This window comes from Streptomyces sp. NPDC002309, from assembly GCF_053593375.1.
The window spans coordinates 40,093-64,558 of sequence record NZ_JBSFCI010000039.1 but is presented as its reverse complement, the minus strand read 5'-3'; the positions used below and the strand labels follow the sequence as shown (position 1 = coordinate 64,558).

Here is a 24,466-nt window from a genome sequence, read left to right as displayed (position 1 = left end):
CCTCGACGGCCGGCGAGATGGTCAAGAAGACGGTGCTGGAGCTGGGCGGCAGCGACCCCTTCGTCGTGATGCCGTCGGCGGACGTCGACCGGGCGACCGTGCCCGGCACGGTCGACGCCTGACCCTTCAACGCCCTTAGTTCGCGCGCGCATTGGCGAACGAGTTCGCCTGGCTGTTGGCCTGGGTGCAGTCCACACCGCGGGTCTGCGAGGCGGCGAGCAGGGCGACCGGGACGTTCGCGGCGAGCAGGTTCTGCGGGCTGCACTCCTGCGACGGGCGGAACAGGTTGGCCTGGCTCACCGGTGCGGCGGCCTGGCGGGTGGGCTGAGCCTGCGGGGCCTGCGGAGAGAGCTGAGGGCTGATCTGCGGGTTCAGCTGCGGGTTGATCTGCGGGTTGACCTGGGTGCCCCGGGGCGGAGCCGCCTGCTGCGGAGCCGACGAGCCGTAGGTCTGCGCGGACGCCTGCGCGGAGGTGGCCGAGGTGGCCTGGGCGTCCGGCTGCGAAACGGGAGTCGGTGTATAGCCGTCGTAGGCGACCGGAGTGGCGGCGGAGCTTGGGCCGGCGCCGACGGCGGAAAAGCCGCCGGCTGCTGCGACGATGAGCGCGACGTGCTGAAGCTTGCGCATGGAATCCTCGGCCCTTCATTGACCTGTGCACGGAACTTGGTGAAATGCTGATGAGGCGGCGCGGTCGTCGACGTACTGCCACGGTGCGCGGCTGCGACGGACCCTCGTTCTCGCCGCGTGGGGAACGAAGTCGGCGCGGAGCCAGATACGGGCGCCCGATCGGGGTCACCCATTTGCCGCAAGGGCATTGACGTCCGCCCCGACTCGCCTGCTGACACCGGCAAATGGGTGACGGACCTCCCTGTGCCGTGACCGTGGCGAAGAAGACCTCGTTCCACGGGGGAGGGCGGCAACCGTGAACCTGAAGAAGTGTGCGGGAATTCGCTGCTGGTTCCGATGCGAAGTCCACGTGCTCCTCATGATTGACCGCTGCTGAAGTCGTAGTGCGCGCCGCGTGCCTGTACGCACGCGTGAGGGCGCACGGAATGCAATGGATTACCGTTACAGGTATCGAAGGGCCGAGGGTTTAATGCGCAAGCTTCACAAGGCCGCGCTCGTGGTAGCAGCGGCCGGCGGTCTGACCGGCATCGGCGCCGACGTCAGCCATGCCGACAGTCCCGGGGGATACGGCGGTGGCGCTCCGATGTCGGCTCCCGATCACTCGGCGGCCGCCCCGCAGGCCCCGCAGCAGGCAGGTCCCGCTGCCGCGGCCGCCACGCAAGGGACGGCACAGGCCACCGCCTCGCCCTACCAACAGCAGGTCGCCCCCGCGCCGTACCCGCAGCAGGCCGCACCGCAGCAGACGGGTTACGCGTACTCCGCGGCCTCGTCACAGGGTGCGGCGCAGGCCGCGGCGGCGCCCCAGCCGCAGCAGGCGGCCCCCGCGCCGTATCCGCAGCAGGCGTACCCGCAGCAGGCCGCCCCCGCGCCGTACCCGCAGCAGTCTGCTCCGGCGCCGTACCCGCAGCAGGCCGCCCCGGCGCCCTACCCCCAGCAGGCCGCTCCCGCGCCGCAGCCGCAGGTCATGCCTCAGGTGGTGCCTCAGGTCATGCCGCAGGTCGCACCGCAGCTCGCCGTCCCCCAGACCTTCGCGCCGGAGCCTCCGATGCAGGTCGCCCCGCAGCTGAACCCGCAGGTGAACCCGCAGGTGAACCCGATCGTCAACCCGCTCCTCGCGCCGCCGACCGCACCGGAGCTGTCGCCGGTCGGCCTCGGACAGATCGCGGCACCGCCCGTCGGCCAGCTGGGACTTCCGCGACTCGGCTGACGGCCGCTCGGCAGCCGTCCGCAACACCGACTTCCCCTGTTGCACCCCCCACCCGCTCGACCAACGGAGTAGCAATGCGCAAGTTTCAGAAGGTCGTCCTCGTCGGCGCCATCCTCGGAAGCATCGGCTCCCTCGGTGGCACCACCGCCGTCGCCGGCGACTTCGGCGACGACCTCGAGCTCACGCAGGGCATCGAGTGCCGCTCGCACGACATGAACATCGAGGTGCTCGGCAGCGTCGGCGCTCTCACCGGCCTGGCCGGCAACCTGCTGAACGGCGAGGGCAACCCGGGCGCGCAGCAGAACCACCTCGGCTCGGACATGGGCTGCAACAGCCAGGCCCTCTGACCGCCCACCCGCAGGGTCAAGTCCGCGCCGTCGGCCGCCGAAAGGCGGCCGACGGCGCGTTTCACCGCCGCCGCCACGAACGTGCTGGGCCCCGGGAGAAGGTGTCACTGACTTCTCCCGGGGCCCTGTTCTGCCGAGGAACGCGTTCCTCCGACGAGGTCGCGGTGCCGGGGTTACTCGGTTCGGTCCTGAGGGCGGGCGCGGTGGGAGGTGGACGACGGGCGTGGAACGACGGTTGGTCCGGCCGACCACGGCAAAGCGGAAGCCGCCGCCCTGACGCCTCGGGTGGCGACAGGGCGGCGGCTGGACCTGGCAGAGGCTGATCGGGATACGGGATCAGCCCGCGGTTCCGCTGCGGCGACCGGGTCAGCGGGCCTGGCCCGGGCGGAAGCGGCGGAACAGGATCGTGCCCGTGAGGAGGAGCGCCGCGGTGCCGGCGACGGCCGGGGCCGCGAGGTCGGCTCCGGTGTGGGCCAGCTGGGGCACCTCGACGAGCGGGCCCGGCTGGGCCGGGACGAGGGCCGGGGACTTCGGGGTCTCGGGCTTCACCGGCGTGCTCGGGGTGCTCGGTGCGGGGATGCTCGGGGTCGAGGTCTTCGGGGGCTGGCTGGGCTCGCCCGGGCCGTTGACCGACGAGTTGCCGAACACCGGGTTGCCCAGGCCGACGACGTCGACACTGTTCCCGGAGACGTTCACCGGCAGGTCGATCGGGAGCTGGATGCCGTTGCCCGAGAGCAGCCCGGGCGAACCCGTGGCGAGCCCCTGGGCCGACGCCCCGCCGGACACGCTGGAAGCGGCGGAGTCGGTGCTCTCCTCCGACGTCGTGCTGTCCTCCGAGGCGGTGCTGTCCTGCGAACCGGCGGCCTTCGCCCCGCCCTTGTTCGCGCAGGAGTTGCCCGCGGCCGGGTTGAGCAGCCCCACGACGTTCACCGTGTTGCCGCAGATGTTGACCGGCACGCTCACGGGGAGCTGGATGGCGTTGCCGGAGGCCACCCCGGGAGAGCCTGCCGCCACTCCCTCGGCGCTGCTTCCGTCGGCCGCGAGGGCGGTGGACATGGGAAGCGCCATGGCCATCGCGCCGGACGCGGCGGCAACGGCGAACACACTGTTTCGGGTAACCCGTTTCATAGGTTAATTACCTTCCTGACACCATCGCGAGTACTCACCCGCACTCATAAAACGCCCGTTCCCGATCAGGGTTATGGGTGTGGTCTTCGAGGCCACTCTCGGGCACTAGCCCGCGGCCCCGGTAACCACTCGGGATGTGCTTGGAAGGCTCTTGGAAGGCTCTTGGAAGGTTGAAAAGCGCAATTGTTCCATCGGATAAGCGCACTTGGCGTGGGAAAGCCTCTACCGAGAATACTTCGGCCGGGAATGCTGCTGCCCAAGGTGCAAGCCCTGCACCGACGGACGCCATGGCAAGCCGCTGTCGCAGGCCGCCACCGGGTCTCCGTGGTGTCTCAGCTTCGCGAATCGGGGCCCCAGACATCAGGCCCCACCCCTCGCCAGTCGATCCACGGGGCCGCGGCGACCTCTGCCGGATCGACCTCCAGGCCGGCTCGGCGGAGGAACTCCGCGACGTCGGTCAGGTTGTGGGCCAGTCCGAGGATCTCGCCGTCCACACGCACGCGCCGACCGCCCGTGGGCGACGGCGGATGCACGATGACACGAATCGGTCCGGACATGTCCTCAGGATCATCCGGGCCGTACGGTCCCGCATGCGGGCGGGTCACGGGCGCGGCCGTTCACTCGCGCCCGTGAGCGCCGGTCGTCCCCGGTCCCGCAGCTCCCGCCATACGGCAGGCCCCGGGCGCCGCTGGTGCCAGTGGCGATGGAGGTGCACCCGAGTGGAGAGCCGGTACAGGCGCCGACGCAGTTCGGTGCGGCAGGGCAGCTCGGTGAGCTGCCGGTACGTGGCGCTCCACTCCTGCTGCGCCCTGGCGAGGTCGGCGGGGAACGTTCGCATGGCCGAATTCAAGCATGTGTTCGATTTTGGAGTCCATCGAGGTGCCCATGAACGCACGCTGCCCCCTGTCCGGGCTCAGCCGAGCCCGGACAGGGGGAGGGGTCGCGCCGCGACGGGGACCATCAACCCATGTTGGTCTGATTCGCCCAGTCGTTGTGGAAGGTGAATCCACCGCTGGCCGGCGGCGTCGGTGACTGCACCTCGATCCAGCACAGCGGCTCCGTGCCGAGCGCCGCGAAGCCGTGCGACGCACCCACGGGGGCGAAGATGAGGTCGCCGACCCCGGCGAGGTCCTCCTTGCCGTCGCAGAAGGCCCGAGTCCGGCCGGAGATCAAGTAGTAGGTCTCCTCGAAGGGGTGGAAGTGCTCCTTCGCGGTCTTGAGCGGAGCGTCATCCACGAGGCTGGGTGTGAACTGCACCATGAACATGGCGTGGTGGCGTGTCCCCAGGAGATCGTCCACCATCATGCGGATCTGGACGTTCTGTACGTTCGCACCGTGGTAGCCCGGCATCGAGATCGAACCGGGCGGCGCCATGTCCGTTTGCTCGAAGTGACCGACGTACGGCTTGGAGGGGTCGAGCTCGTCGACGGTCACGCCCTCTGTCGGCACCTTCGTCTCCGGCGCCTCGAACACCCCCCACGTTCCCCTGCCGTCGATGGGACGCGCCTGCGGAGCGTGCACACGCAACATGCGCACGCGCTCGTCCGACGGGTTGCTCCAGGCGTGACCCACGGCATAGGGCACGAACCCGAAGTCCTGCGGGCGCAGAGCGTAATTGTGGTCGGCAACCGCCAGAAGCGGATTCCCTTCCAGGACGAAGAACGACTCCTCGAACGGGTGCCGGTGTCCGACGATGTGACCGCCGGGCTCCAGTTCGACGATCGCGATCGACAGGTGAGTGGCACCGTCCTCCGGTCCGAGGAAGGTTGCCACGCGGACGCCCTTACCCGGTTCGCTCGGATGCGACTCGATGAACTCGAGACCCTCTCCCCGGTGAATGCTCAAGACTCGGGGCGCGCGCGAGACCTCTGCTGATTGCGTCATGATCACCTTCCTGCTGGGCCCAGTGATATGTGACTGTTCACATCCGCTGTTAGCCGAGGGAAAATGGCAGGTGAGAGAGTTGCCGCCGACGAAGTCGAGCGACGGACGGACTTCACGCAGCACGGGGTGCGAGGCGGGTCATGCTCCAGCGCGCCACGAGGCCACGGATGTGCTTGGGACTGAACGTAGCGAGGGGTTGAGCCGCGGTGCGATCGCCTGGTCGGTGTAGCCGGCGGCGAGGTGCTTCAAGACGGTGTACTCGCTCTCGGTCAGGGCATGTGCGTGATGCCGTGGTGTGTCGGCGAGTGGCTGGGCTCCGGCCCAGACCATCTCGAAGAGGGCGCAGAGCAGGGCGAGGCACCCTTCCCCGGTACGAGCCGGCACGCCAAGACCGATACCTCGGGTGGGCGGCTCCAGACCGACATGCATCGCCAGCCCCTCTGTCGAATGCGTGTCGAAGGCGCCGCAGGTCCACAATCGTCAACCGGAGAACATGAGGTCACAGGGCGTGCATCGGCGATCCCACCCAGCGCCTTCTGAGCGCTCGCTGGGTCATGCTGTCGCGATGGACGCATATGCGTGGCCCGCCAGTTCTGAAGTGGCGGCCGCCGAGGCGGTGCGGGCGAGCTGGGTGGCGACCGTCGCCGCCCCGCCTGTAGGGAGCCGGATCACCGGAGCCGTCATCGGGCGCCAGCCGTTCGGGGTCTTCATATGTATAGATGGTGTGCCGGACGCCATAGCGCTGGCGGAGATCACATGCATGCCGCTTGGGATGGAGCTCCCGGCCCTCGGGACCTTCGTCTGTGGTGAGGTCTACTGGCACAACGACCGCAACCACCAGGTCAGGGTCCGGCTCGACGAGTGGCAGTCGGGCGACGCGTGATCGATCCTGGGCCGTCCCTGGGCCGTCCGAGGGTGCTCAGTGGCGACCGGTGGTGGCTACTACCGACCGTCGTAGGCGGCGGCAGCCGCGGGTCACTCGAGTGGATCTGCGACACTGGTGGGGCCATGCCTAAGCCCGGAGAACTCACATTCGTCGCCCCGCGCGGAGCCAAGAAGCCGCCGCGGCATCTTGCCGATCTCACGCCTGCCGAGCGCAAGGAAGCCGTCGCCGAGATCGGTGAGAAGCCGTTTCGTGCCAAGCAGCTCTCGCAGCACTACTTCGCGCGGTACGCGCACGACCCTGAGCAGTGGACCGACATCCCCGCCGGGTCGCGCGGGAAGCTGCGGGAGGCGTTGCTTCCTGAGCTCATGACCGTCGTACGGCATCTGTCGACGGACGAGGGGACCACCCGTAAGACGCTGTGGCGGCTGTTCGACGGGACGCTCGTCGAGTCCGTGCTGATGAGGTACCCGGACCGGGTGACCATGTGCATCAGCTCACAGGCGGGGTGCGGGATGAACTGCCCGTTCTGCGCCACCGGGCAGGCGGGGCTCGACCGCAATCTGTCCACCGCCGAGATCGTCCACCAGATCGTGGACGGTATGCGGGCGCTGCGCGACGGTGAGGTGCCCGGCGGGCCCTCGCGGTTGTCGAACATCGTCTTCATGGGCATGGGCGAGCCCTTGGCCAACTACAAGCGTGTCGTCGGGGCCATCCGCGCGCTGACCGACCCCGAGCCGGACGGGCTCGGGCTGTCGCAGCGTGGGATCACGGTCTCGACGGTCGGACTGGTGCCGGCGATCCACCGCTTCGCCGACGAGGGCTTCAAGTGCCGGCTGGCGATCTCGCTGCACGCCCCGGACGACGAGCTGCGCGACACCCTCGTCCCCGTGAACACCCGCTGGAAGGTGCGCGAGGTGCTCGATGCCGGGTTCGACTATGTGCAGAAGTCCGGGCGGCGGCTGTCCATCGAGTACGCGCTGATCAGGGACATCAACGACCAGGCATGGCGTGGTGACCGGCTCGGCCGGCTGCTCAAGGGCAAGCCCGTGCACGTCAACCTCATCCCGCTGAACCCGACTCCGGGCTCCAAGTGGACGGCGTCCCGGCCCGAGGACGAGAAGGCCTTCGTCGAGGCCATCGCCGCCCATGGTGTGCCGGTGACGGTCCGGGACACCCGTGGCCAGGAGATCGACGGGGCGTGTGGTCAGCTCGCCGCCACCGAGCGGTAGTCTGACGCGGTACACATCTTCATATTCCGGCAGGGGAGCGCCACAGCGCTGAGAGTGCGGGACAGTCCGCAGACCCTCTGAACCTCGCCCAGGTCATTCTGGGTAGGGAGATCGGTCGTCACTCAAGCTGTTGCGCCCTGCCCGGGAAACCCCTTCCAGGTCCCGGGCAGGGCCGCGTCTCTTCCTGGTCAGCCAGGAGGAAAGTCAGTGAGCACCACCAAGAAGTTCACCGCGGTCGTCATCGGGCTGGGCCTGGTCACGCTGTCCGCGTGCGGGTCCTCGGGGTCCGGTGGCGAGGGCGCGGACTCCAAGACGGTCACGCTCGTCAGTCACGACTCGTGGGCCGTGTCCAAGAGCGTGATAGCCGCCTTCGAGAAGCAGTCCGGCTACCAGGTCAGGGTCCTCAAGGACGGAGACGCAGGTCAGGCCGTCAACAAGGCCGTCCTGACCAAGGACAACCCGCAGGGCGACGTCCTCTTCGGCGTCGACAACACCCTGCTGTCCCGCGCGCTCGACAACGGTCTCTTCCAGCCGTACCGGGCGAAGGGCACCGACCTGGTCCTGCCCGAGTACCTGGCCGACCTGGACAAGCACCGTGTCACGCCCGTCGACACCGGCGACATCTGCGTCAACTACGACAAGGCCTGGTTCAGCGAGCGCGAGCTGGACCCGCCGCAGACCCTCGACGACCTCGCCGAGCCCGCGTACAAGAACCTCCTGGTCACGGAGAACGCCTCCACCTCCTCACCCGGCCTCGGCTTCCTGCTCGGCACGGCCGCGAAGTACGGCGACGACGCTTGGGCGGGCTACTGGAAGAAGCTCAAGGCCAACGGCGTGAAGGTCGTCGACAGCTGGGAGCAGGCCTACAACGAGGAGTTCTCCGGCTCCGCGGGCGGCAGGAAGGCGGGCGGCGACCGGCCGCTGGTCGTGTCGTACGCCTCCTCCCCGCCCGCCGAGGTCGTCTTCGCCGACCCGAAGCCGACGACCGCCCCGACAGGCGTGGCCATGGGCACCTGCTTCCGGCAGGTCGAGTACGCCGGGCTGCTGAGCAACGCGAAGAACCCCGAGGGCGGCAAGGCGCTCCTCGACTTCCTGCTCACCAAGGAGTTCCAGGACGACATGCCGCTGAACATGTTCGTCTACCCGGTGCGTGAGGGCGCCCAGGTGCCGCAGGAGTTCGTGGAGTTCGGCCCGCAGGCCGACGATCCCCAGACCATGGACCCGGCGAAGATCGCCGAAAACCGTGACGAGTGGGTCAAGTCGTGGACATCGCTCGTACTGAAGTAGCCCGCAACGCCCGCAACGCCCGCATCACCCGCAACGCCCGCGGGAGCGCGGCTCGGCTCGCGCTGCTGGCCCTGCCCGTCGCGTTCTTCGCGGTCTTCTTCGCCTACCCGGTCGCCGCGATCGTCGGCCGCGGGCTGAAGGCCGACGGGGCCTGGCAGTTCGGGTGGTTCGCCGAGGTGCTCACCCAGTCGGACATCCGGCACGTCCTGTGGTTCACCACCTGGCAGGCGCTCGCCTCGACCGCGCTCACGCTGCTGATCGCGCTGCCGGGCGCGTATGTGTTCGCCCGCCTCGACTTCCCCGGCAGGCAGGTGCTGCGGGCGGTCGTCACGGTGCCGTTCGTGCTGCCGACGGTCGTGGTCGGTACGGCGTTCCTGGCGCTGGTCGGGCGCGGCGGGCTGCTGGACGACCTCTGGGGCGTACGGCTGGACACCACCGTGTGGGCGATCCTGCTCGCGCACGTCTTCTTCAACTACGCGGTCGTCGTGCGGACGGTCGGCGGGCTCTGGGCGCAGCTCGACCCACGCCAGGAGGAGGCCGCGCGGATGCTCGGCGCCTCACGGCTGAGCGCGTGGCGCAGCGTCACCCTGCCCGCGCTCGGACCGGCGGTGGCCGCCGCCGCGCTGATGGTCTTCCTGTTCACCTTCACCTCCTTCGGTGTGGTGCAGATCCTCGGCGGACCCACCTTCTCCACCCTCGAAGTGGAGATCTACCGGCAGACCACGGAGGTCTTCGACCTCGCCACCGCCGCTGTGCTGACGATGGTCCAGTTCGCGGCGGTGGGCGCGGTGCTCGCCGTGCACGCCTGGACCGTGCGGCGGCGGGAGACCGCCCTGCGGCTGGTGGACGCGTCCGTGACCGCGCGCCGGCCGCGCGGGGCCGGGCAGTGGGCTCTGCTCGCCGGTGTCCTGGCCGTCGTCGCCCTGCTGATCCTGCTGCCGCTGACGGTGCTGGTGCAGCGATCTCTCGATGCGCCCGGCTTCGGCTACTACCGTGCGCTGACCAGCGAGGACGGCGGCACCTTCCTCGTCCCGCCGATCGACGCGATCGGCAACTCACTGTCGTACGCGGTCGTCGCCACCGCGATCGCGGTGCTGGTCGGCGGGCTCGCCGCGGTCGCGCTGACCCGGCGCGACGCGGGGCGGTTCGTTCGCGGGTTCGACGCGTTGCTGATGCTGCCGCTGGGCGTGTCCGCGGTGACGGTCGGTTTCGGGTTCCTGATCGCGCTCGACGAGCCGCCGCTGAATCTGCGGGCCTCGTGGATCCTGGTGCCGCTGGCGCAGGCGCTGGTCGGGGTGCCGTTCGTCGTGCGGACCATGCTGCCGGTGCTGCGGGCGGTGGACGTACGGCTGCGGGAGGCGGCTGCGGTGCTCGGGGCCTCGCCGTGGCGGGCCTGGCGCGAGGTGGACCTGCCGATGGTGCGGCGGGCGCTGCTGGTCGCGGCCGGATTCGCCTTCGCGGTGTCGCTGGGCGAGTTCGGGGCGACCGTGTTCATCGCGCGCCCGGACAACCCGACCCTGCCGGTCGCCGTGGCGCGGCTGCTGGGGCGGCCCGGCGATCTCAACTACGGCCAGGCGATGGCCCTTTCGACGATTCTGATGGTGGTGTGCGCGGTGGCGCTGCTGGTGCTGGAACGGCTGCGGACCGACCGGACGGGGGAGTTCTGATGCTGCTCGGTCTGGAGCACGCGACCGTGCGCTTCGGCGGGCGGCCCGTGCTCGACGGTGTCGATCTGGACGTGGCCGAGCACGAGGTCGTGTGTGTGCTCGGGCCCAGCGGCAGCGGCAAGTCGACCTTGCTGCGGGCCGTCGCCGGGCTGCAACCCCTGGACTCCGGGCGGGTGGTGCTCGACGGGCGCGACCAGTCCGGGGTGCCCGCGCATCAGCGGGGCGTCGGGCTGATGTTCCAGGACCATCAGCTCTTCCCGCAGCGGGACGTGGGCGGCAACGTGGCCTTCGGGCTGCGGACGCGCGGGACGCCGAAGGAGCAGCAGCGGGCGCGGGTGGGCGAGTTGCTGGAGCTGGTCGGGCTGCCGGGCGCCGCGCGCCGGGCGGTCGCCGCGTTGTCGGGCGGTGAGCAGCAGCGGGTGGCACTGGCCCGCGCGCTGGCGCCCCGGCCCCGGCTGCTGATGCTCGACGAGCCGCTCGGCCAGCTGGACCGGTCGCTGCGGGAACGCCTCGTCGTGGAACTGCGCGAGTTGTTCGACCGGTTGGGCACGACCGTGCTGGCGGTGACCCACGACCAGGGGGAGGCCTTCGCGCTGGCCGACCGGGTGGTGGTCATGCGGGACGGGCGGATCGCCCAGTCCGGTACGCCGCTCCAGGTGTGGCAGCGGCCCGCGGACGAGTTCGTGGCACGCTTCCTGGGCTTCGAGAACGTGACCGAGGCGACGGTGGGCGCGCATGCCGCCGACACGGTGTGGGGGAAGCTGCCGGTGCCGGAGGGTGCGGAGCAGGGAGTACGGACCGTGCTCGTGCGGCCCTCCGGTGTGCGCCTCGGCGCCCCGGACGCCGGGCTGCGGTGCACGGTGGCGGCGCGGACGTTCAAGGGCACCCATGTCGCCGTGCATCTGCGACCGGTGGACGGCGCCCCCCGGCTGGAGGCGGCGTGCGCGCTGCGGGACGCGCCCGAGGTCGGGGAGAGCGTGGGCGTCGAGTTCGACGCGTCGGAAATCGTGGTGCTCGGCCGATCCGGGTGATCGTAGGGTGCGGGCATGACGCGACTCGCCCATGATCGGTACTGCGACGAAATCGCCCATCAGGTGGCTTTGTTGAGGTCGGTCGTGACGTCCGGGGCCGATCTGGCGGCCACCGTGCCGACCTGCCCCGACTGGTCCCTGGAGGACCTCGTGCGGCACATGGGCCAGGCTCTGCGGTGGGTGGAGCTGCTCGTGCGCACCCGCTCCGAGGTGGAGATCCCGGAGGACCGGGTGCCGGGTGGTGAGGGGCCCGCCGCCACCGGGGACGCGGCGGCACTGGACGCCTGGCTGGCGGAGAGCGGCGAGTCGGTCGTGGCCGCGTTGCGCGAGGCGGGCCCGGACGCCGCGGTGTGGGGGTGGGCCGGGGAGTGCGACGCCGGTTTCTGGGCGCGCCGGATGACCCATGAGATCACCGTCCACCGGGCCGACGCGGCACTGGCCGCCCGGCTGCCCTACGAGGTGGCGCCCGAGGTGGCGGTGGATGCGATCGACGAGTGGCTGGAGATCGTGCGGTTCGTGCAGCGGACGATGCCGGACGACCCGGCGCAGGAGCTGCGCGGGACGGGGAGGAGCATCCACCTGCACGCGACCGACGCCGGACCGGAGCCGGACGCCGGGCGAAGCGGGACGGCGGTCCTTCTGGCCGAGGGGTGGGGGAGGATCGTGGAGCTGACCGAGGAGGGGATGGTCTGGCGGCGCGGGCACGAGAAGGCGACGGTGGCGCTGCGCGGACCGCTCACCTCGGTGCTGCTCGCGTTCTACAGGCGGCTGCCGCTGGACGGCGCGGAGGTGGAGGTGCTGGGGGAGCGGGAGTTGCTGGAGTTCTGGCTGGAGCGGGCGACGTTCGGCTGAGGGGCCGCGCGCGGTGCGCGTCCCGGCGCCCGGCGTGCGGCGCCCGGCGTGCGGCGCCCGGCACCCGGCGTACGTCGGTGGCCCGTACGGCGGATGGCCCGCCCCTGGGCAGGGACGGGCCACCGTCGTTGACCCCGTGCGCGAGGGATCAGCTGTCGCTGTTCGCCCCACGGCGACGCATGCCGAGGAAGACGGCGCCGCCACCTACGACGACCAGGGCCGCCGCGATGCCGACGATCATCCCCGTGCCGGAGCCGGCCCCGGTCTCGGCGAGGTTGGAGTCACCGACCGCGGGGGACGGGGCGTTGCCCGGGGCGTCCGCGGGCGCGGTGCTGTCGTCCTCGGACGGCGTCGGGGCCGGGGAGTCGGACTCGACCGGGGTCGAGGGGGCGTCCGAGGGCTCCGGCGCCGACTCCGACGGGGTCGGCTTCGGGGTGTCGTCGGTGGTGCAGGCCGTGGCCGGGGTGACCAGGTTCGGCTCGATGTCCGCGTCGACCTGCTTGCCGGCCTTGACGTGGACGCGGTATGTCGCGTTCGGCTTCCAGTCCTCGGCGAAGGTGATCGTGACGCCCTCGCGCGAGCCCTTGACCTCCTGGGAACCGACGAGCCGCTCGTCGGCACCCTTGTTCTCCAGGTAGACCGACACGGTCGCCGGGGTGCCGGACGGGTCCTTGTCGGTCACCGTGATGACACCCTTGGTGCCCTCGCACTCCGCCGCGGCGGAGAACTCGCTGATGTGGCAGGCGAGCGCGTTGCCCGCGACGCCGAGCACGAGCGCGGCGGAGGCGGCGGTGACACCGAGGGCGCGCACGGAACGACGTGCGTTACGGCGATTTATGGACACGTTTGTCCTTCATGGGATGCGCAAATTGCGGGGGGCTGAGGGGGAGATGAGGCGTCGGCACCGGCCGGGCCCACCACCCCCACGAGGCTCACAGGTTTATAAGCGCGCCATAAGGAGTGTCAATCCGCAGGAGGGTACCGGCGGTTGCCTTTGCCCTCTTATTAACCGACCGGACGTTTCAGCGTGGCCGGGGCCTTCCTCGATCCGGTCGACCACCGCCGGGGGGTGGGTCCATGAAGGGACCGGGAGGGGGTCAGGGGCGCGTTCCGTCGGCATGGCGCGGCGCGTCCGACGCCCCGTCAGGGCGAGGGGCACCGCACCACGCGGAATCGGGCCGACCCGCCCTGGGCGGGTGGTGCCGGGTGCACCCGCCCCTGCTCGGCGTGCGGGTGGCTCAGCCCTCGACGGCCGCCGGGTCCATCCACATGACCTCCCAGGTGTGCCCGTCCAGGTCGTCGAAGGCGCGGCCGTACATGAAGCCGTGGTCCTGGGTCTCACCGCTGGCGGAGCCGCCTGCCGCGATCGCGCCGTCCACCAGTTCGTCGACCTTCTCGCGGCTCTCCGCGCTCAGGCACAGCAGCACCTCGCTGGACCTCGTCGCGTCCACGATCTCCTTCTTCGTGAACCCGGCGTACTTCTCCTTGGCGAGCAGCATGGCCACGATCGTGTCGCTGATCACGACCGAGGCGGTCGACGCGTCGCTGAACCGCTCGTTGATCGAGTATCCGAGCCGCGTGAAGAACTTCTTCGAGGCGTCGATGTCGCTCACGGGCAGGTTGACGAAGATCATCTGCTGGTACATCTGTGGTCTCTCCCGTCGGTGTCGTGCCGTTCGGTGGAATAGACCCCGGGGGCGCGCGGAACTCATCGCCGGTCGGAGATCTCTTCGCACGGACTCTCTATCGACCTCGCGGAGCGCGCCCTTCAGCGGGTCAGCGGCTGCGCCGCCAGAGCGGCGACGACCAGGGTCAGCGGGGCGAACAGGGCGACCAGGGCGGCGGCCCGGAGAGTGGCGGCGGCCCGGAGCATGGTCGTGGGGGCGCCCAGGCGGAGCAGGGCGGCCGTGGTGCCGGCGCGGGCGTGCTTGGCCTCCACGGCGGCCGTCAGCAGAGTGGCCACGGTGCACCCGGCGACGAGGAGCGCGCCGAGGGTGGTGAGCGGGCCGAAGGTGGGACCGTCCGGGTTCTGCAGGGCGGCCATGGCGTAGGCGGCGGACGCGACCGCGCAGACGATGCCCAGGGGACGGCCGATGCGGGCGGACTCCTCCATCAGGACCCGGCCGGCGAGCAGGCGCAGGGCGCCGGGGCGGACGCTCTGGAGCAGGTGACCGCAGATGTGGGTGAGGCCCGGGCCGGCCAGGGCGAGTCCGACGGCGGTGAGGAGCCACCCGAGCAGGACGCCCACGGGTCCGCTCGTGAACCCTCCCGGCATGTCGGTGGTGGCGGTGGTGTGGGCGGCGTAGGCCTCCACGGCGAGACCGGCGGCGAGGGTGGAGATGCCCCACGGGAGGGCCGCGGTGGGGTGGGGACGCCCGTCCTGGGCATCGCGGGTGCCGGGCGTCCGGGCCAGGAGGGCGGCCTCGGTGTCGGCGGCCTGCGGGGCGTCGCCGTCACGTGGCAGGGGCGCCGCCGCGGCCGCGTGCGAGGGCGATCGCCCGGCCGTCACCGTCGCGGCGGCACCGGCGGTGCCCGTCTGGGGGCCGTCCGCCCGCCGTTCGCCGGCCTCGCGCCGCAGACGCGCGCCGAAACGGCCGTACGCCCCGAACGTCTCCCGCATCGCCCCGGTCCCGTACGCCCCGAAGCGGCCGAAGGCCTTCCGCGCGCCGTCCGACCGGGCCGGGCCGGCCTCGCGCGGGCGCAGGACCAGGGCCACCGACAACGACGCGGCGGCCGGGACCAGGGACAGCAGGGTCAGGGCGCCCGCCACCGGCAGGGACCGGTCCGCCGCCAGGAACTGGGCTCCGGCGCCGTCGAAGGGCATGCCCGTGATGGTGCCGCGCAGATGCAGGAAGACGAGCAGGGCCAGCATCGAGCCCAGGGCCGTGGACAGCGCCGTGGTCGTCGCCGCGATGCTCATCAGACGGGCCGGGCCCAGCCCGATCGCCGACAGGCCCGGACGGGGGCGGGTGCCCGGGTCGGTCCGGGCGACGGCGACGGCGAACTGGACCGTGGCGGCCAGCGGCACCGTGCACCAGGCCAGGCGGAGCACGGCGGCGGGGGGATCGTCCGGGTGGCCCAGCGCGTAGCCGAGGGTGCACAGCAGGAGGAGGCCCGTACCGGCCGATGCCGCCGCGACGAGGAGCCGTCGCAGCTGGACGGCCGGACGGGCGCTGCGGGTCAGACGGAGAGCGAGCACGCGGCCCGGCCTTCCGACTCGGCGACCGGCGGCAGCTGCAGGTTGGTGACGCACCGCCCGTCCCGCAGGGAGACCGTGCGATCGGCGAGGGCCGCGGTCGTCGGATCGTGGGTGGCGAGGACCACCGTGATGCCGTGCGAGCGGGCCGCCGTGGTCAGCGTGCGCAGGACATGCCCGCGGTCGGCGTGGTGCAGCGGCGCGGTGGGCTCGTCGGCGAACAGGACCGTCGGCGCGGGGGCCAGCGCGCGGGCGATGCACACCCGCTGCCGCTCCGCCTGGCGCAGCGCGTGCGGGCGCTTACGGGCGCAGTCACCGACGTCGAGGCGGTCCAGCCACTCCCGGGCGACCGTCTTGGCGCGCCGCCTGCTGGTGCCGCGCAGCATGAGCGGGAGCGCGGCGTTCTCCCAGACGTTGAGCTCCGGTACGAGGACGGGGGCGGGGTCGATCCAGCCGAACCGGTCGCGGCGCAGCCGCTCGCGGGCGACGGGCCCCATGGTGTGCACGGGCAGACTGTTGAACCAGACCTCGCCCCCCTTGGGGCGCAGCAGGCCGGACAGGCAGGCCAGGAGCGTGCTCTTGCCGCTGCCGCGCGGGCCGGCGACGGCGAGGATCTCCGCCTCCCGGACGGCCAGCGAGACGCCGCTGAGCGCCGGGGTGCCGTCGGGGTGCTGGAAGTGCAGGGCGCGTGCCCAGAGGACGTCGTTGTCCGGCGGAGCCACCATGGGCGTACACCTCAGTTCGGATCCGTTTGTGCCGTGCCAGGTCCCCCGTGCGGGGGAACGAGGGCTGGGCCGATCGGTCACTGGGCACGCTAGGCAGCGGCCACCGGGCTCCCGGACAGCACACGGCCCCGGGCCGCCGTTCTCACTCGAACGGACGGCGCCGGGGCCGTCGCCGATCTTCCCGAGGGAAGCTCGGGGAGATCGCGGAGGATCACCGCGTCAGCCGGTCACAGCTTCGTCCACGCCTCCGTCAGCGTCGCGCGCAGGATCTGCTCGATCTCGTCGAACGTCTCCTGGTCGGAGATCAGCGGCGGGGCGAGCTGGACGACCGGGTCGCCGCGGTCGTCGGCACGGCAGTACAGGCCGTTGTCGAACAGGGCCTTGGACAGGAAGCCGTACAGGACGCGCTCGGTCTCCTCCTCGTCGAAGGACTCCTTGGTCGCCTTGTCCTTCACCAGCTCGATGCCGTAGAAGAAGCCGTTGCCGCGGACGTCGCCGACGATCGGCAGGTCGTGCAGCTTCTGGAGGGTGGACAGGAACGCGCCCTCGTTGTCGAGCACGTGCTGGTTGAGGTTCTCGCGCTCGAAGAGGTCGAGGTTGGCGAGGCCGACGGCCGCGGAGACGGGGTGGCCGCCGAAGGTGTAGCCGTGCAGGAAGGTGTTGTCGCCCTTGTAGAAGGGCTCGGCGAGCCGGTCGGAGACGATGCACGCGCCGATCGGGGAGTAGCCCGAGGTCATGCCCTTCGCGCAGGTGATCATGTCCGGGACGTAGTCGAACTTGTCGCAGGCGAACATCGTGCCCAGGCGGCCGAAGGCGCAGATGACCTCGTCCGAGACGAGCAGTACGTCGTACTGGTCGCAGATCTCGCGCACCCGCTGGAAGTAGCCGGGGGGCGGCGGGAAGCAGCCACCGGCGTTCTGCACCGGCTCCAGGAAGACGGCGGCGACCGTCTCCGGGCCCTCGAACAGGATCTGCTGCTCGATCTGGTCGGCGGCCCAGCGGCCGAACGCCTCGGGGTCGTCGCCGTGGATCGGGGCGCGATAGATGTTGGTGTTCGGCACCTTGTGCGCGCCCGGGACGAGCGGCTCGAAGGGGGCCTTCAGGGCGGGCAGGCCGGTGATGGACAGCGCGCCCTGCGGGGTGCCGTGGTAGGCGACCGCGCGGGAGATGACCTTGTACTTGGTCGGCTTGCCCTGCAGCTTGAAGTACTGCTTGGCGAGCTTCCAGGCGGTCTCGACGGCCTCGCCGCCGCCGGTGGTGAAGAAGACCTTGTTCAGATCGCCCGGGGCATGGTGGGCGAGGCGCTCGGCCAGCTCGACGGCCTTGGGGTGGGCGTAGGACCAGACCGGGAAGAACGCCAGCTCCTGGGCCTGCTTGAACGCGGTCTCGGCGAGCTCGACCCGGCCGTGACCGGCCTGGACCACGAACAGACCCGCCAGACCGTCGAGGTAGCGCTTGCCCTTGTCGTCGTAGATGTAGGTGCCCTCACCGCGCACGATGGTCGGCACGGGCGAGTTCTCGTACGAGGACATCCGGGTGAAGTGCATCCACAGGTGGTCGTACGCGGATTTGCTGAGGTCCTTGGTACTCACGGTTATCGGGTTCCCCACATGTAGGTCTGCTTCTTGAGCTTGAGGTAGACGAAGCTCTCGGTGGAGCGCACGCCGGGCAGGGCCCGGATGCGTTTGTTGATGACGTCCAGCAGGTGGTCGTCGTCCTCGCAGACGATCTCGGCGAGGATGTCGAACGAGCCCGCGGTCATCACCACGTACTCGACTTCCGACATGGCGGTCAGCGCATCGGCCACGTTCTCCGGGTCGCCCTCGACGTTGACCCCGACCATCGCCTGCCGGCGGAAACCCACGGTCAGCGGGTCCGTGACGGCGACGATCTGCATCACGCCCTGGTCGAGCAGCTTCTGGACGCGCTGGCGCACGGCCGCCTCGGACAGGCCGACGGCCTTGCCGATGGCGGCGTACGGCCGGCGGCCGTCCTCCTGGAGCTGCTCGATGATCGCGAGGGACACGGCGTCCAGCTGGGGGGTGCCGTTCCGCGACTCGCGGGAGGACTCACGGAAGGACTCGCGGAGATCCCGCGAGTTCCTCTGGTCTGCGCTTCGACTGGCCACGGCCTCACTGTGCACGACGTCTCGACAGTTTCGCAAGGCCGCATCGATGAAATTCGTTGTGTACGCGTTCGAATACTGCGGATATCGCAGATCTGGCGCCTCGGGGGGTGTTGAAACCGTGGGGCTACCGATTAGGGTGGGTGACTCAGTGATGGGACACCCGAACTTGGAGGGCCGGCAGTGAGCACCGAGCTGCGTCGTCTGCGCAACTACATCGACGGAGAGTTCCGGGACGCCGCCGACGGACGGACCACCGAGGTGGTGAACCCGGTGACGGGCGAGGCGTACGCCACCGCGCCGCTGTCCGGGCAGGCCGACGTCGACGCCGCGATGGCGGCCGCCGAGGCCGCGTTCCCGGCCTGGCGTGACGCGACCCCGGCCGAACGGCAGAAGGCCCTCCTGAAGATCGCGGACGCGTTCGAGACGCGCGCCGAGGAGCTGATCGCGGCCGAGGTGGAGAACACGGGCAAGCCGACCGGGCTGACCCGCTCCGAGGAGATCCCGCCGATGGTCGACCAGATCCGCTTCTTCGCGGGTGCGGCCCGGATGCTGGAGGGCCGCTCCGCCGGCGAGTACATGGAGGGGCTGACCTCCATCGTCCGCCGTGAGCCGGTCGGCGTCTGCGCGCAGGTCGCGCCGTGGAACTACCCGATGATGATGGCCGTGTGGAAGTTCGCCCCGGCGATCGCGGCGGGCAACACCGTCGTGCTGAAGCCGTCCGACACCACGCCCGCCTCCACCGTGCTCATCGCGGAGATCCTCGGGGAGATCCTCCCCAAGGGCGTCTTCAACGTCATCTGCGGTGACCGTGACACGGGCCGCATGATGGTCGAGCACCCCACCCCGGCGATGGCCTCCATCACCGGCTCGGTGCGCGCCGGCATGTCGGTGGCCGAGTCCGCCGCCAAGGACGTCAAGAGGGTCCACCTGGAGCTGGGCGGCAAGGCGCCGGTCGTCGTCTTCGAGGACACCGACATCGCCAAGGCCGTCGAGGACATCTCCGTGGCGGGCTTCTTCAACGCCGGACAGGACTGCACCGCGGCCACCCGGGTGCTGGTGCACGAGTCGATCCACGACGAGTTCGTACAGGCCCTCGCCAAGGCCGCGGCCGAGACCAAGACCGGTGAGCCGGACGACGAGGACGTGCTCTACGGCCCGTTGAACAACCCGAACCAGCTCAAGCAGGTCGCCGGCTTCATCGAGCGGCTGCCCGCGCACGCCAAGGTGGAGACCGGCGGCCACCGGGTCGGCGACAAGGGCTACTTCTGGGCCCCGACCGTCGTCTCCGGCCTGAAGCAGGACGACGAGATCGTGCAGAACGAGGTCTTCGGCCCGGTCATCACCGTCCAGTCCTTCCGTGACGAGGACCAGGCCGTCGCGTACGCCAACGACATCGAGTACGCCCTCGCCTCGTCGGTCTGGACCAAGGACCACGGCCGTGCGATGCGCATGTCGAAGAAGCTCGACTTCGGCTGTGTGTGGATCAACACGCACATCCCGCTGGTCGCCGAGATGCCGCACGGCGGCTTCAAGAAGTCCGGCTACGGCAAGGACCTGTCGGCGTACGGCTTCGACGACTACACGCGGATCAAGCACGTGATGACGTCCCTGGACGTGTAGTCGCCCGTCGTCCGCTCCGAGCGCGGACGGCGTGAGATGTGGCCCTGGACAGAGCATGATCCGTCCAGGGCCACTGTGCGTCCGGGCGGACCCGTCCGGTGGCCGATGACGGCCCCGTCCCGCCGGGGCGCCGTTCTCACCGGGAAGCGGTTCTCACCGGGAAGCGGTTCTGACTGAGGAGCCGTTCTCACCGGGGAGCCGTCCGAACGGTGACGGGACTCTGCCGCCGTGTCGGGAGCCGCCGCGTCGCGGGCTGCGGGCGGTCCGTCAGGGCCGGGCAGGCGCACGCGGTCGAAAGGGCGGCGGACGCCCGGTCCTTCCGCAGGGGCTTTCGCCGACGTGCCGCCTTGCTTTCCGGAGCCGACGGCGGTGCGGGAACTCACGTGTTTCTTGTGCGGTCACCATCTTCGGCTGGCACACTGACGGCTGGGATACAGATCGGTCAGGAGATACGGCACTCCAGCGGAAGGTCAATTCACGCGCCGCCGTCATCGAGTCCCGGATGGCCCCGGTCCGGTTATGGATGATCAAGGGGAGAACCGGGGGGAAATGAACCACGGGGGAGCGGCGGGCCTGTCGGCGGACATCGAGTTCATCGCTCGTGACTTCACCGGGCGTGAGTGGCTCCTTCCCAGGATCGCGAAGTGGCTCGACGATCCGACGAGTCAGAAGTTCCTGCTCGTCACCGGACCTCCAGGTGTCGGGAAAACCGCCCTGTGCGCATGGCTCAGCGGGGCGGGACCGGTTCCGGAAGGGACCGCCGGTGAACTGCTGCGCCGGATACGGAAGCGGTGGAATTCCTTCCAGTTCTGCAGCCGCCGGCTTCAGGGCGCGAGCATCGATCCGCGGTCCTACGTAAGGCGCCTGGCGACCGATCTCGCGTCGAGCACCCCCGCCTACGCCCATGCGGTACTCCGCACCACCTCACCGCCGTTGACCCGGGTCGACATCAATGTCGGCAGCAATCTCGGCAGGGTCGTCGGAGTGCACACCGACCATCTGTGGATCACCGGAAGATCGATCATGGACGGCTTCAGCGAATCCATCAAGATGCCGCTGGAGTTGCTGGCCCGAGAAGCGCCCGACGTGAATTTCGCGATCCTGGTCGACGGTCTCGACGAGGCGCTGACGGGCGGCGGGACGTCGATTCCCCATCTGATCGCCAGCATGTCCGACCTGCCGGGAAACGTCAAAGTTCTCATCTCCACGAAGACGGATCGAAGAATTCGCGACCTCTTTCCGAACCAGACGGCTGTGCTCGACCTCGCGGACCCCGGGATGGAGCCGCAGAGCCGGCAGGACGTCCTCTCCTTCGTGGAGCGCCGACTGGCGCGAGAGCCGGCGACGGCCGATCACACATGGCAGCCGGAACTGATCGCCCGGGCCGCCGGTGTGAACTTCCAGTACGCGCGCCACCTGCTCGACGAGATCAAGTCCGGGAACATCGACAACCCACCCCGCATACCCGAAGGTCTCTCCCAGCTCTACAGCTCGTATCTCGACCAGTTGATCCCGGACTCAGGCGAGTACGGCCGGGGTGACGCCGTCCTTCAGAACTATCTGCCACTTCTTGAACTGTTGTCCGTCGTGCTGGCACCCATCGCCGTGGACCGGGTCGCGCAGATTCTCGACTGGCCCATCCAGACCGTGAGCACCAGGATCGACGAACTGCAACAGCTCATCGACTTCGGTCACGAGAACTCTGATGTACGCTTCTTCCACAGTTCGATGGCTGAGTTCGTCGGCGTCAACCTGCTTTCGGACCGCACACCGAATCGGTACCACGCGCCGGCCCGTGAGATACACGCGAAAATCGCCAGATCCTATGTCGGCCGGTACGCGCAGGGGTCCGGTGAGTCCCAGGAATCCTGGCAGGAGATCGACCGCTACGGACTCGACTACCTCGCAGAGCACATGAGGAGCGGTATCGGGGTCGGGCTGCTGGAACCCGACGATCTCTACGGTCTGGCCGTCGACCCCGGATACCGCCGTGCGCAGACCGCGACAGGTTCACTCGACGCCATGCTCCAGACCGCGACCGCGGCATTGGAGCACGCTCTGGAGAGCAACAGCGGTGCGGCCACGGCCAGGCTCATCGAAGCGTTCGCCATGGCATCCGAGCCGCAACTTCACGGACTCGCCGCCAACGCCCTGTCGCGCATGAGTCCTGAATTGCGGAAGGGTGAGATCCTCCGGCTGCTGTCCCGGGACGAGACCCGGCAGATCGCACTCAACGCCGCGTACCAGCTGGGGTTCGCGGCAGAGGAGCTTTTCCGGGAGATGGCCCTGGCCGACCATTCGGAGCTTCCCCGGATGGTGGCTTACATGGCCTACCTGAAATGGCTCCAGGGTGAACACGAGATCGTCATGCGGTTCACCGAGAAGATCGCACGGGAGGTACGGATACAGGCACCCCGGGACGCACGCCGAAGGCTGGCGTTCCTGGCGGACGTGACCATCATCCTGTACATCAACCTGGTGCATGACGGCCGGCTCATCCAATGGGCCGACGGACTGTGGTGGGAACTGCTGACGCGCAAGCTCCATGTCCGGAAGTTCAACCACCGCCTCATCGGGGCCGTGGTGACCTCGGTCGCGGCGAACACCATCTCGCAACGGCTGGGCGAGGCGGTCATGGTCGACGCCATGCAGTCGCCGAGTGTCTACTTCCACGGTGGTCAGAAACCGCGCGAACTCCTCGGCCGTGCCGTCGACCTGCTCGACCCGCACAGCGATCTGCGCCAGGAGTACGACCTGCTGGCCGAACTGCTCGGCTCGGACATCGCCTTCCTGCGGGTCATCGGGGCCATCGTCCTGTCGTCGCACTGCAGCCGCTCCCTGCACGACCTGGAGGAGTTCCTCGCCGAGCGGTACACGAGGCTCCCGCCGAGGGCACGGCTGTGGCATCTGATCGCGTTCGGGGTGCTCGCACCGACGGACAGCGACTGGCGCCCCTTCGTCGCATGGCAGACCGAGTACCTGCTGAGGAACGACCGGGCCACCATCGTCAGCCGTGACGCCGGCGCGATGCGCTCGCTCAACCTCTTCCTGCTGCCACTGGGGCTGGCCTGCGGCAAGGTCGGGGCGCCGATGACCGAGGTCGAGACGGCGTTGCGTGATGCGCTGGCGGACGACGACTCCGAGTTCGCGGTGGCCCTGGTGGAGGCACTCGGTGTCGTCGGCATCTATTACCCGGACCAGTCCCTTTCGGCGTTCCAACTGGTTCCGAGCACTGTGGGCGGGGCGGTCGGATCCAAGATCGTCGACTCCCTCGCGATCCTCAACGTGCTGCACCCGCAGGCCGTCGACCTCTTTCTCGAAGAAACGGGCCGCGGGCACCTCCGGATGAATGTGCGGTCGAAGGTCAACGTGGTGAACACGCGCCGCATCATCGACCAGGTCGGCTTCTTCAACTCCGCCATCTACCAGGCCGCGCACAATCCCATCATGCGTGAACGGCTGACCAAGCCGGCCTTGCGCTGCCTGAACGAATCGTATTCCGTGAAGCAGTTCGCCAAGAGATATACGCGGATCCTGCTTCAGTTGGCGCGGGACTACGACTTCCATCCGGGGGCGTGGACCGCGGAGGAGTGAACACCAGGGGGTCGATCTCATCGCTACCATCAGAATGCTGGGCAGCTTCCTCCGGATTCCCCTTTTCGGATGGAGCCTGGCCCTTCCGATCCTGGGGGCCATGACGGCTGCCGACACCAGCCCGCAGAGAATCGCCTTCGCGCTCTGCATGTCGTTGCCCTTTCATGTCGTCCTCTCGGTCGTCAACGACCTGGCGGACATCGAGGTGGACCGAGGAGATCCCCGAAAGGCCGGTCGTCCCCTGGTCAGTGGGCTGATCAGCCCGCGTACGGCACTGGTCGTCGTGGTGGCGGCCGTGGTGCTCGGACTTCTCGCGGACCCGCTCCTCCTGGGGTTCGACCCCTACCGTCTGCTCGCCCTCTTCATCGGATTCGCCGCCACGGCCGCCTACAACGTCGCGGGCAAGCGGACAGCCGTACCGCCGCTCATGGACTTCCTGCAAGGTGTCGGCGCGGCCGGTTTCGCCTACTACGGAGCGCTGGTCGCCGGGGAGCCGACCTCCACATCCGCTCTGCTGGCGGTCTCGGTCGTCGTCTTCATCACGTTCATCAACGGGGTCCACGCCGGATTGCGTGACCTGAGCAGTGACCACGCCTACGGGGCGCGCACCACCCCCATCCTGTTCGGAGCCAGGCCATCCGGGACGGACGCGCCCCACATCCCCCGTGGGCTCGTCCTCTACGCCTGGGCACTGCAGATCCTTCTGTCGGCGATCACGCTGGGCCCGTTCCTGGTGCACTTCGTGAAGGGCGCTCTCTCCTGGCCGACGGCGATCGTCGCCGCGGGCTTCGCCCTCGCCTCGTTCGCTTCGCTCTTCCTGTCACTCAACTCCCGTTCGGACATGCGGCGTCGGTACGTCTTCGCAGGAGTCCAACTGCTGACGGGATTCGGAACCGTCGCCCTGTGTGCCGGCGGAAGGGCGGGCGGCCTCGCCGCGGTGGCCGTCTTCCTGCTGGTGCTCCTCCCGCTGACCGCGAGACGCCTGAAGCACCGCATGAGTGCGGGATATCGGAGGCTCGCCCATGGATGACCGGATTCCGTCCAGCGGGAACAGGGGT

Annotated in this window: 22 protein-coding genes and 1 pseudogene; 12 read left to right on the top strand and 11 right to left on the bottom strand. The window is 69.7% G+C overall.

Annotated features, from left to right (window positions below):
* Positions 1-95, top strand: a pseudogene (locus tag ACWCPM_RS27990) (aldehyde dehydrogenase family protein); the annotation flags it as partial.
* A 40-nt stretch (positions 96-135) separates the two neighbouring features.
* Here ACWCPM_RS27990 and ACWCPM_RS27985 read toward each other — a convergent pair.
* Complete coding sequence (locus ACWCPM_RS27985) at positions 136-627, bottom strand: hypothetical protein (RefSeq protein WP_450979027.1); 492 nt, start codon at positions 625-627, stop codon at positions 136-138.
* 469 nt (positions 628-1,096) lie between these two features.
* Between ACWCPM_RS27985 and ACWCPM_RS27980 the strand changes: the two genes are divergently transcribed.
* Together ACWCPM_RS27980 and ACWCPM_RS27975 are read left to right on the top strand one after the other, a co-directional pair.
* Positions 1,097-1,834, top strand: coding sequence for a hypothetical protein (locus ACWCPM_RS27980; RefSeq protein ID WP_450979026.1), 738 nt, complete (start codon positions 1,097-1,099; stop codon positions 1,832-1,834).
* A 74-nt stretch (positions 1,835-1,908) separates the two neighbouring features.
* Entirely contained in the window at positions 1,909-2,181 is a 273-nt protein-coding gene (locus ACWCPM_RS27975) for a hypothetical protein (protein ID WP_450979025.1), read from the top strand.
* Between the two features lie 366 nt (positions 2,182-2,547).
* On the opposite strand, the gene ACWCPM_RS27970 is transcribed toward ACWCPM_RS27975, so the two are convergent.
* From ACWCPM_RS27970 to ACWCPM_RS27955, 4 genes are all read right to left on the bottom strand, one after another.
* Positions 2,548-3,285, bottom strand: a complete 738-nt coding sequence (locus ACWCPM_RS27970; protein WP_450979024.1) for a chaplin — start codon at positions 3,283-3,285, stop codon at positions 2,548-2,550.
* 356 nt (positions 3,286-3,641) lie between these two features.
* Positions 3,642-3,866 (bottom strand): hypothetical protein, encoded by a 225-nt coding sequence (locus ACWCPM_RS27965; protein ID WP_450979023.1) that lies wholly within the window; start codon positions 3,864-3,866, stop codon positions 3,642-3,644.
* Positions 3,867-3,910: 44 nt separating this feature from the next.
* Positions 3,911-4,147, bottom strand: a complete 237-nt coding sequence (locus tag ACWCPM_RS27960; protein WP_450979022.1) for a hypothetical protein — start codon at positions 4,145-4,147, stop codon at positions 3,911-3,913.
* A gap of 122 nt (positions 4,148-4,269) precedes the next feature.
* Positions 4,270-5,316: a cupin domain-containing protein gene (locus tag ACWCPM_RS27955; protein ID WP_450979021.1), complete on the bottom strand. Its 1,047-nt coding sequence runs from the start codon at positions 5,314-5,316 to the stop codon at positions 4,270-4,272.
* A gap of 442 nt (positions 5,317-5,758) precedes the next feature.
* On the opposite strand from ACWCPM_RS27955, the gene ACWCPM_RS27950 reads away from it, so the two are divergent.
* From ACWCPM_RS27950 to ACWCPM_RS27925, 6 genes are all read left to right on the top strand, one after another.
* Positions 5,759-6,076 (top strand): hypothetical protein, encoded by a 318-nt coding sequence (locus tag ACWCPM_RS27950; RefSeq protein WP_450979020.1) that lies wholly within the window; start codon positions 5,759-5,761, stop codon positions 6,074-6,076.
* A 125-nt stretch (positions 6,077-6,201) separates the two neighbouring features.
* Positions 6,202-7,308, top strand: a complete 1,107-nt coding sequence (rlmN, locus tag ACWCPM_RS27945) for a 23S rRNA (adenine(2503)-C(2))-methyltransferase RlmN (protein WP_450979019.1) — start codon at positions 6,202-6,204, stop codon at positions 7,306-7,308.
* Between the two features lie 207 nt (positions 7,309-7,515).
* The gene (locus ACWCPM_RS27940) at positions 7,516-8,595 is read left to right on the top strand and encodes a thiamine ABC transporter substrate-binding protein (RefSeq protein ID WP_450979018.1); all 1,080 of its coding nucleotides are present in this window, start codon (positions 7,516-7,518) and stop codon (positions 8,593-8,595) included.
* On the top strand, positions 8,571-10,262 hold the full coding sequence (locus ACWCPM_RS27935) for an ABC transporter permease (protein ID WP_450979017.1): 1,692 nt from the start codon (positions 8,571-8,573) through the stop codon (positions 10,260-10,262). Before ACWCPM_RS27940 ends, ACWCPM_RS27935 begins: the two co-directional genes overlap by 25 nt.
* Entirely contained in the window at positions 10,262-11,293 is a 1,032-nt protein-coding gene (locus ACWCPM_RS27930; RefSeq protein WP_450979016.1) for an ABC transporter ATP-binding protein, read from the top strand. Before ACWCPM_RS27935 ends, ACWCPM_RS27930 begins: the two co-directional genes overlap by 1 nt.
* A 15-nt stretch (positions 11,294-11,308) precedes the next feature.
* Positions 11,309-12,145 carry a maleylpyruvate isomerase N-terminal domain-containing protein gene (locus ACWCPM_RS27925; protein WP_450979015.1) on the top strand — a complete coding sequence of 279 codons (837 nt, stop codon included), beginning with the start codon at positions 11,309-11,311 and terminating at the stop codon, positions 12,143-12,145.
* A 148-nt stretch (positions 12,146-12,293) separates the two neighbouring features.
* Here ACWCPM_RS27925 and ACWCPM_RS27920 read toward each other — a convergent pair whose 3' ends face one another.
* The 6 genes from ACWCPM_RS27920 to ACWCPM_RS27895 all read right to left on the bottom strand — a co-directional run bounded on the left by ACWCPM_RS27920 (position 12,294) and on the right by ACWCPM_RS27895 (position 18,209).
* A complete protein-coding gene (locus tag ACWCPM_RS27920; protein ID WP_450979014.1) occupies positions 12,294-12,989 on the bottom strand; it encodes an LAETG motif-containing sortase-dependent surface protein in 696 nt (231 codons plus the stop codon).
* Between the two features lie 394 nt (positions 12,990-13,383).
* Entirely contained in the window at positions 13,384-13,791 is a 408-nt protein-coding gene (locus tag ACWCPM_RS27915; RefSeq protein ID WP_450979013.1) for a VOC family protein, read from the bottom strand.
* 122 nt (positions 13,792-13,913) lie between these two features.
* Positions 13,914-15,344, bottom strand: a complete 1,431-nt coding sequence (locus ACWCPM_RS27910; protein ID WP_450979012.1) for a hypothetical protein — start codon at positions 15,342-15,344, stop codon at positions 13,914-13,916.
* Positions 15,326-16,066, bottom strand: coding sequence for an ABC transporter ATP-binding protein (locus ACWCPM_RS27905; RefSeq protein WP_450979011.1), 741 nt, complete (start codon positions 16,064-16,066; stop codon positions 15,326-15,328). The genes ACWCPM_RS27910 and ACWCPM_RS27905 overlap by 19 nt, the downstream gene beginning before the upstream one ends.
* A 227-nt stretch (positions 16,067-16,293) precedes the next feature.
* Complete coding sequence (locus ACWCPM_RS27900) at positions 16,294-17,676, bottom strand: aspartate aminotransferase family protein (protein ID WP_450979010.1); 1,383 nt, start codon at positions 17,674-17,676, stop codon at positions 16,294-16,296.
* Entirely contained in the window at positions 17,661-18,209 is a 549-nt protein-coding gene (locus ACWCPM_RS27895) for an Lrp/AsnC family transcriptional regulator (RefSeq protein ID WP_450979009.1), read from the bottom strand. The genes ACWCPM_RS27900 and ACWCPM_RS27895 overlap by 16 nt, the downstream gene beginning before the upstream one ends.
* Before the next feature lie 165 nt (positions 18,210-18,374).
* Between ACWCPM_RS27895 and ACWCPM_RS27890 the strand changes: the two genes are divergently transcribed.
* From ACWCPM_RS27890 to ACWCPM_RS27880, 3 genes are all read left to right on the top strand, one after another.
* The gene (locus ACWCPM_RS27890; RefSeq protein WP_450979008.1) at positions 18,375-19,814 is read left to right on the top strand and encodes a gamma-aminobutyraldehyde dehydrogenase; all 1,440 of its coding nucleotides are present in this window, start codon (positions 18,375-18,377) and stop codon (positions 19,812-19,814) included.
* A 549-nt stretch (positions 19,815-20,363) separates the two neighbouring features.
* Positions 20,364-23,408, top strand: a complete 3,045-nt coding sequence (locus tag ACWCPM_RS27885; protein WP_450979007.1) for a hypothetical protein — start codon at positions 20,364-20,366, stop codon at positions 23,406-23,408.
* Between the two features lie 34 nt (positions 23,409-23,442).
* Positions 23,443-24,438 carry a UbiA family prenyltransferase gene (locus ACWCPM_RS27880; RefSeq protein ID WP_450979006.1) on the top strand — a complete coding sequence of 332 codons (996 nt, stop codon included), beginning with the start codon at positions 23,443-23,445 and terminating at the stop codon, positions 24,436-24,438.
* Positions 24,439-24,466 lie beyond the last annotated feature (28 nt).

Excerpts from the sequence above, each read along its gene's own strand:
- ACWCPM_RS27985 (WP_450979027.1), bottom strand. The coding sequence starts at position 627 with ATGCGCAAGCTTCAGCACGTCGCGCTCATCGTCGCAGCAGCCGGCGGC.
- ACWCPM_RS27980 (WP_450979026.1), top strand. The coding sequence starts at position 1,097 with ATGCGCAAGCTTCACAAGGCCGCGCTCGTGGTAGCAGCGGCCGGCGGT.
- ACWCPM_RS27975 (WP_450979025.1), top strand. The coding sequence starts at position 1,909 with ATGCGCAAGTTTCAGAAGGTCGTCCTCGTCGGCGCCATCCTCGGAAGC.
- ACWCPM_RS27965 (WP_450979023.1), bottom strand. The coding sequence starts at position 3,866 with ATGTCCGGACCGATTCGTGTCATCGTGCATCCGCCGTCGCCCACGGGC.
- ACWCPM_RS27960 (WP_450979022.1), bottom strand. The coding sequence starts at position 4,147 with ATGCGAACGTTCCCCGCCGACCTCGCCAGGGCGCAGCAGGAGTGGAGC.
- ACWCPM_RS27950 (WP_450979020.1), top strand. The coding sequence starts at position 5,759 with ATGGACGCATATGCGTGGCCCGCCAGTTCTGAAGTGGCGGCCGCCGAG.
- rlmN (WP_450979019.1), top strand. The coding sequence starts at position 6,202 with ATGCCTAAGCCCGGAGAACTCACATTCGTCGCCCCGCGCGGAGCCAAG.
- ACWCPM_RS27930 (WP_450979016.1), top strand. The coding sequence starts at position 10,262 with ATGCTGCTCGGTCTGGAGCACGCGACCGTGCGCTTCGGCGGGCGGCCC.
- ACWCPM_RS27925 (WP_450979015.1), top strand. The coding sequence starts at position 11,309 with ATGACGCGACTCGCCCATGATCGGTACTGCGACGAAATCGCCCATCAG.
- ACWCPM_RS27915 (WP_450979013.1), bottom strand. The coding sequence starts at position 13,791 with ATGTACCAGCAGATGATCTTCGTCAACCTGCCCGTGAGCGACATCGAC.
- ACWCPM_RS27905 (WP_450979011.1), bottom strand. The coding sequence starts at position 16,066 with ATGGTGGCTCCGCCGGACAACGACGTCCTCTGGGCACGCGCCCTGCAC.
- ACWCPM_RS27885 (WP_450979007.1), top strand. The coding sequence starts at position 20,364 with ATGAACCACGGGGGAGCGGCGGGCCTGTCGGCGGACATCGAGTTCATC.
- ACWCPM_RS27880 (WP_450979006.1), top strand. The coding sequence starts at position 23,443 with ATGCTGGGCAGCTTCCTCCGGATTCCCCTTTTCGGATGGAGCCTGGCC.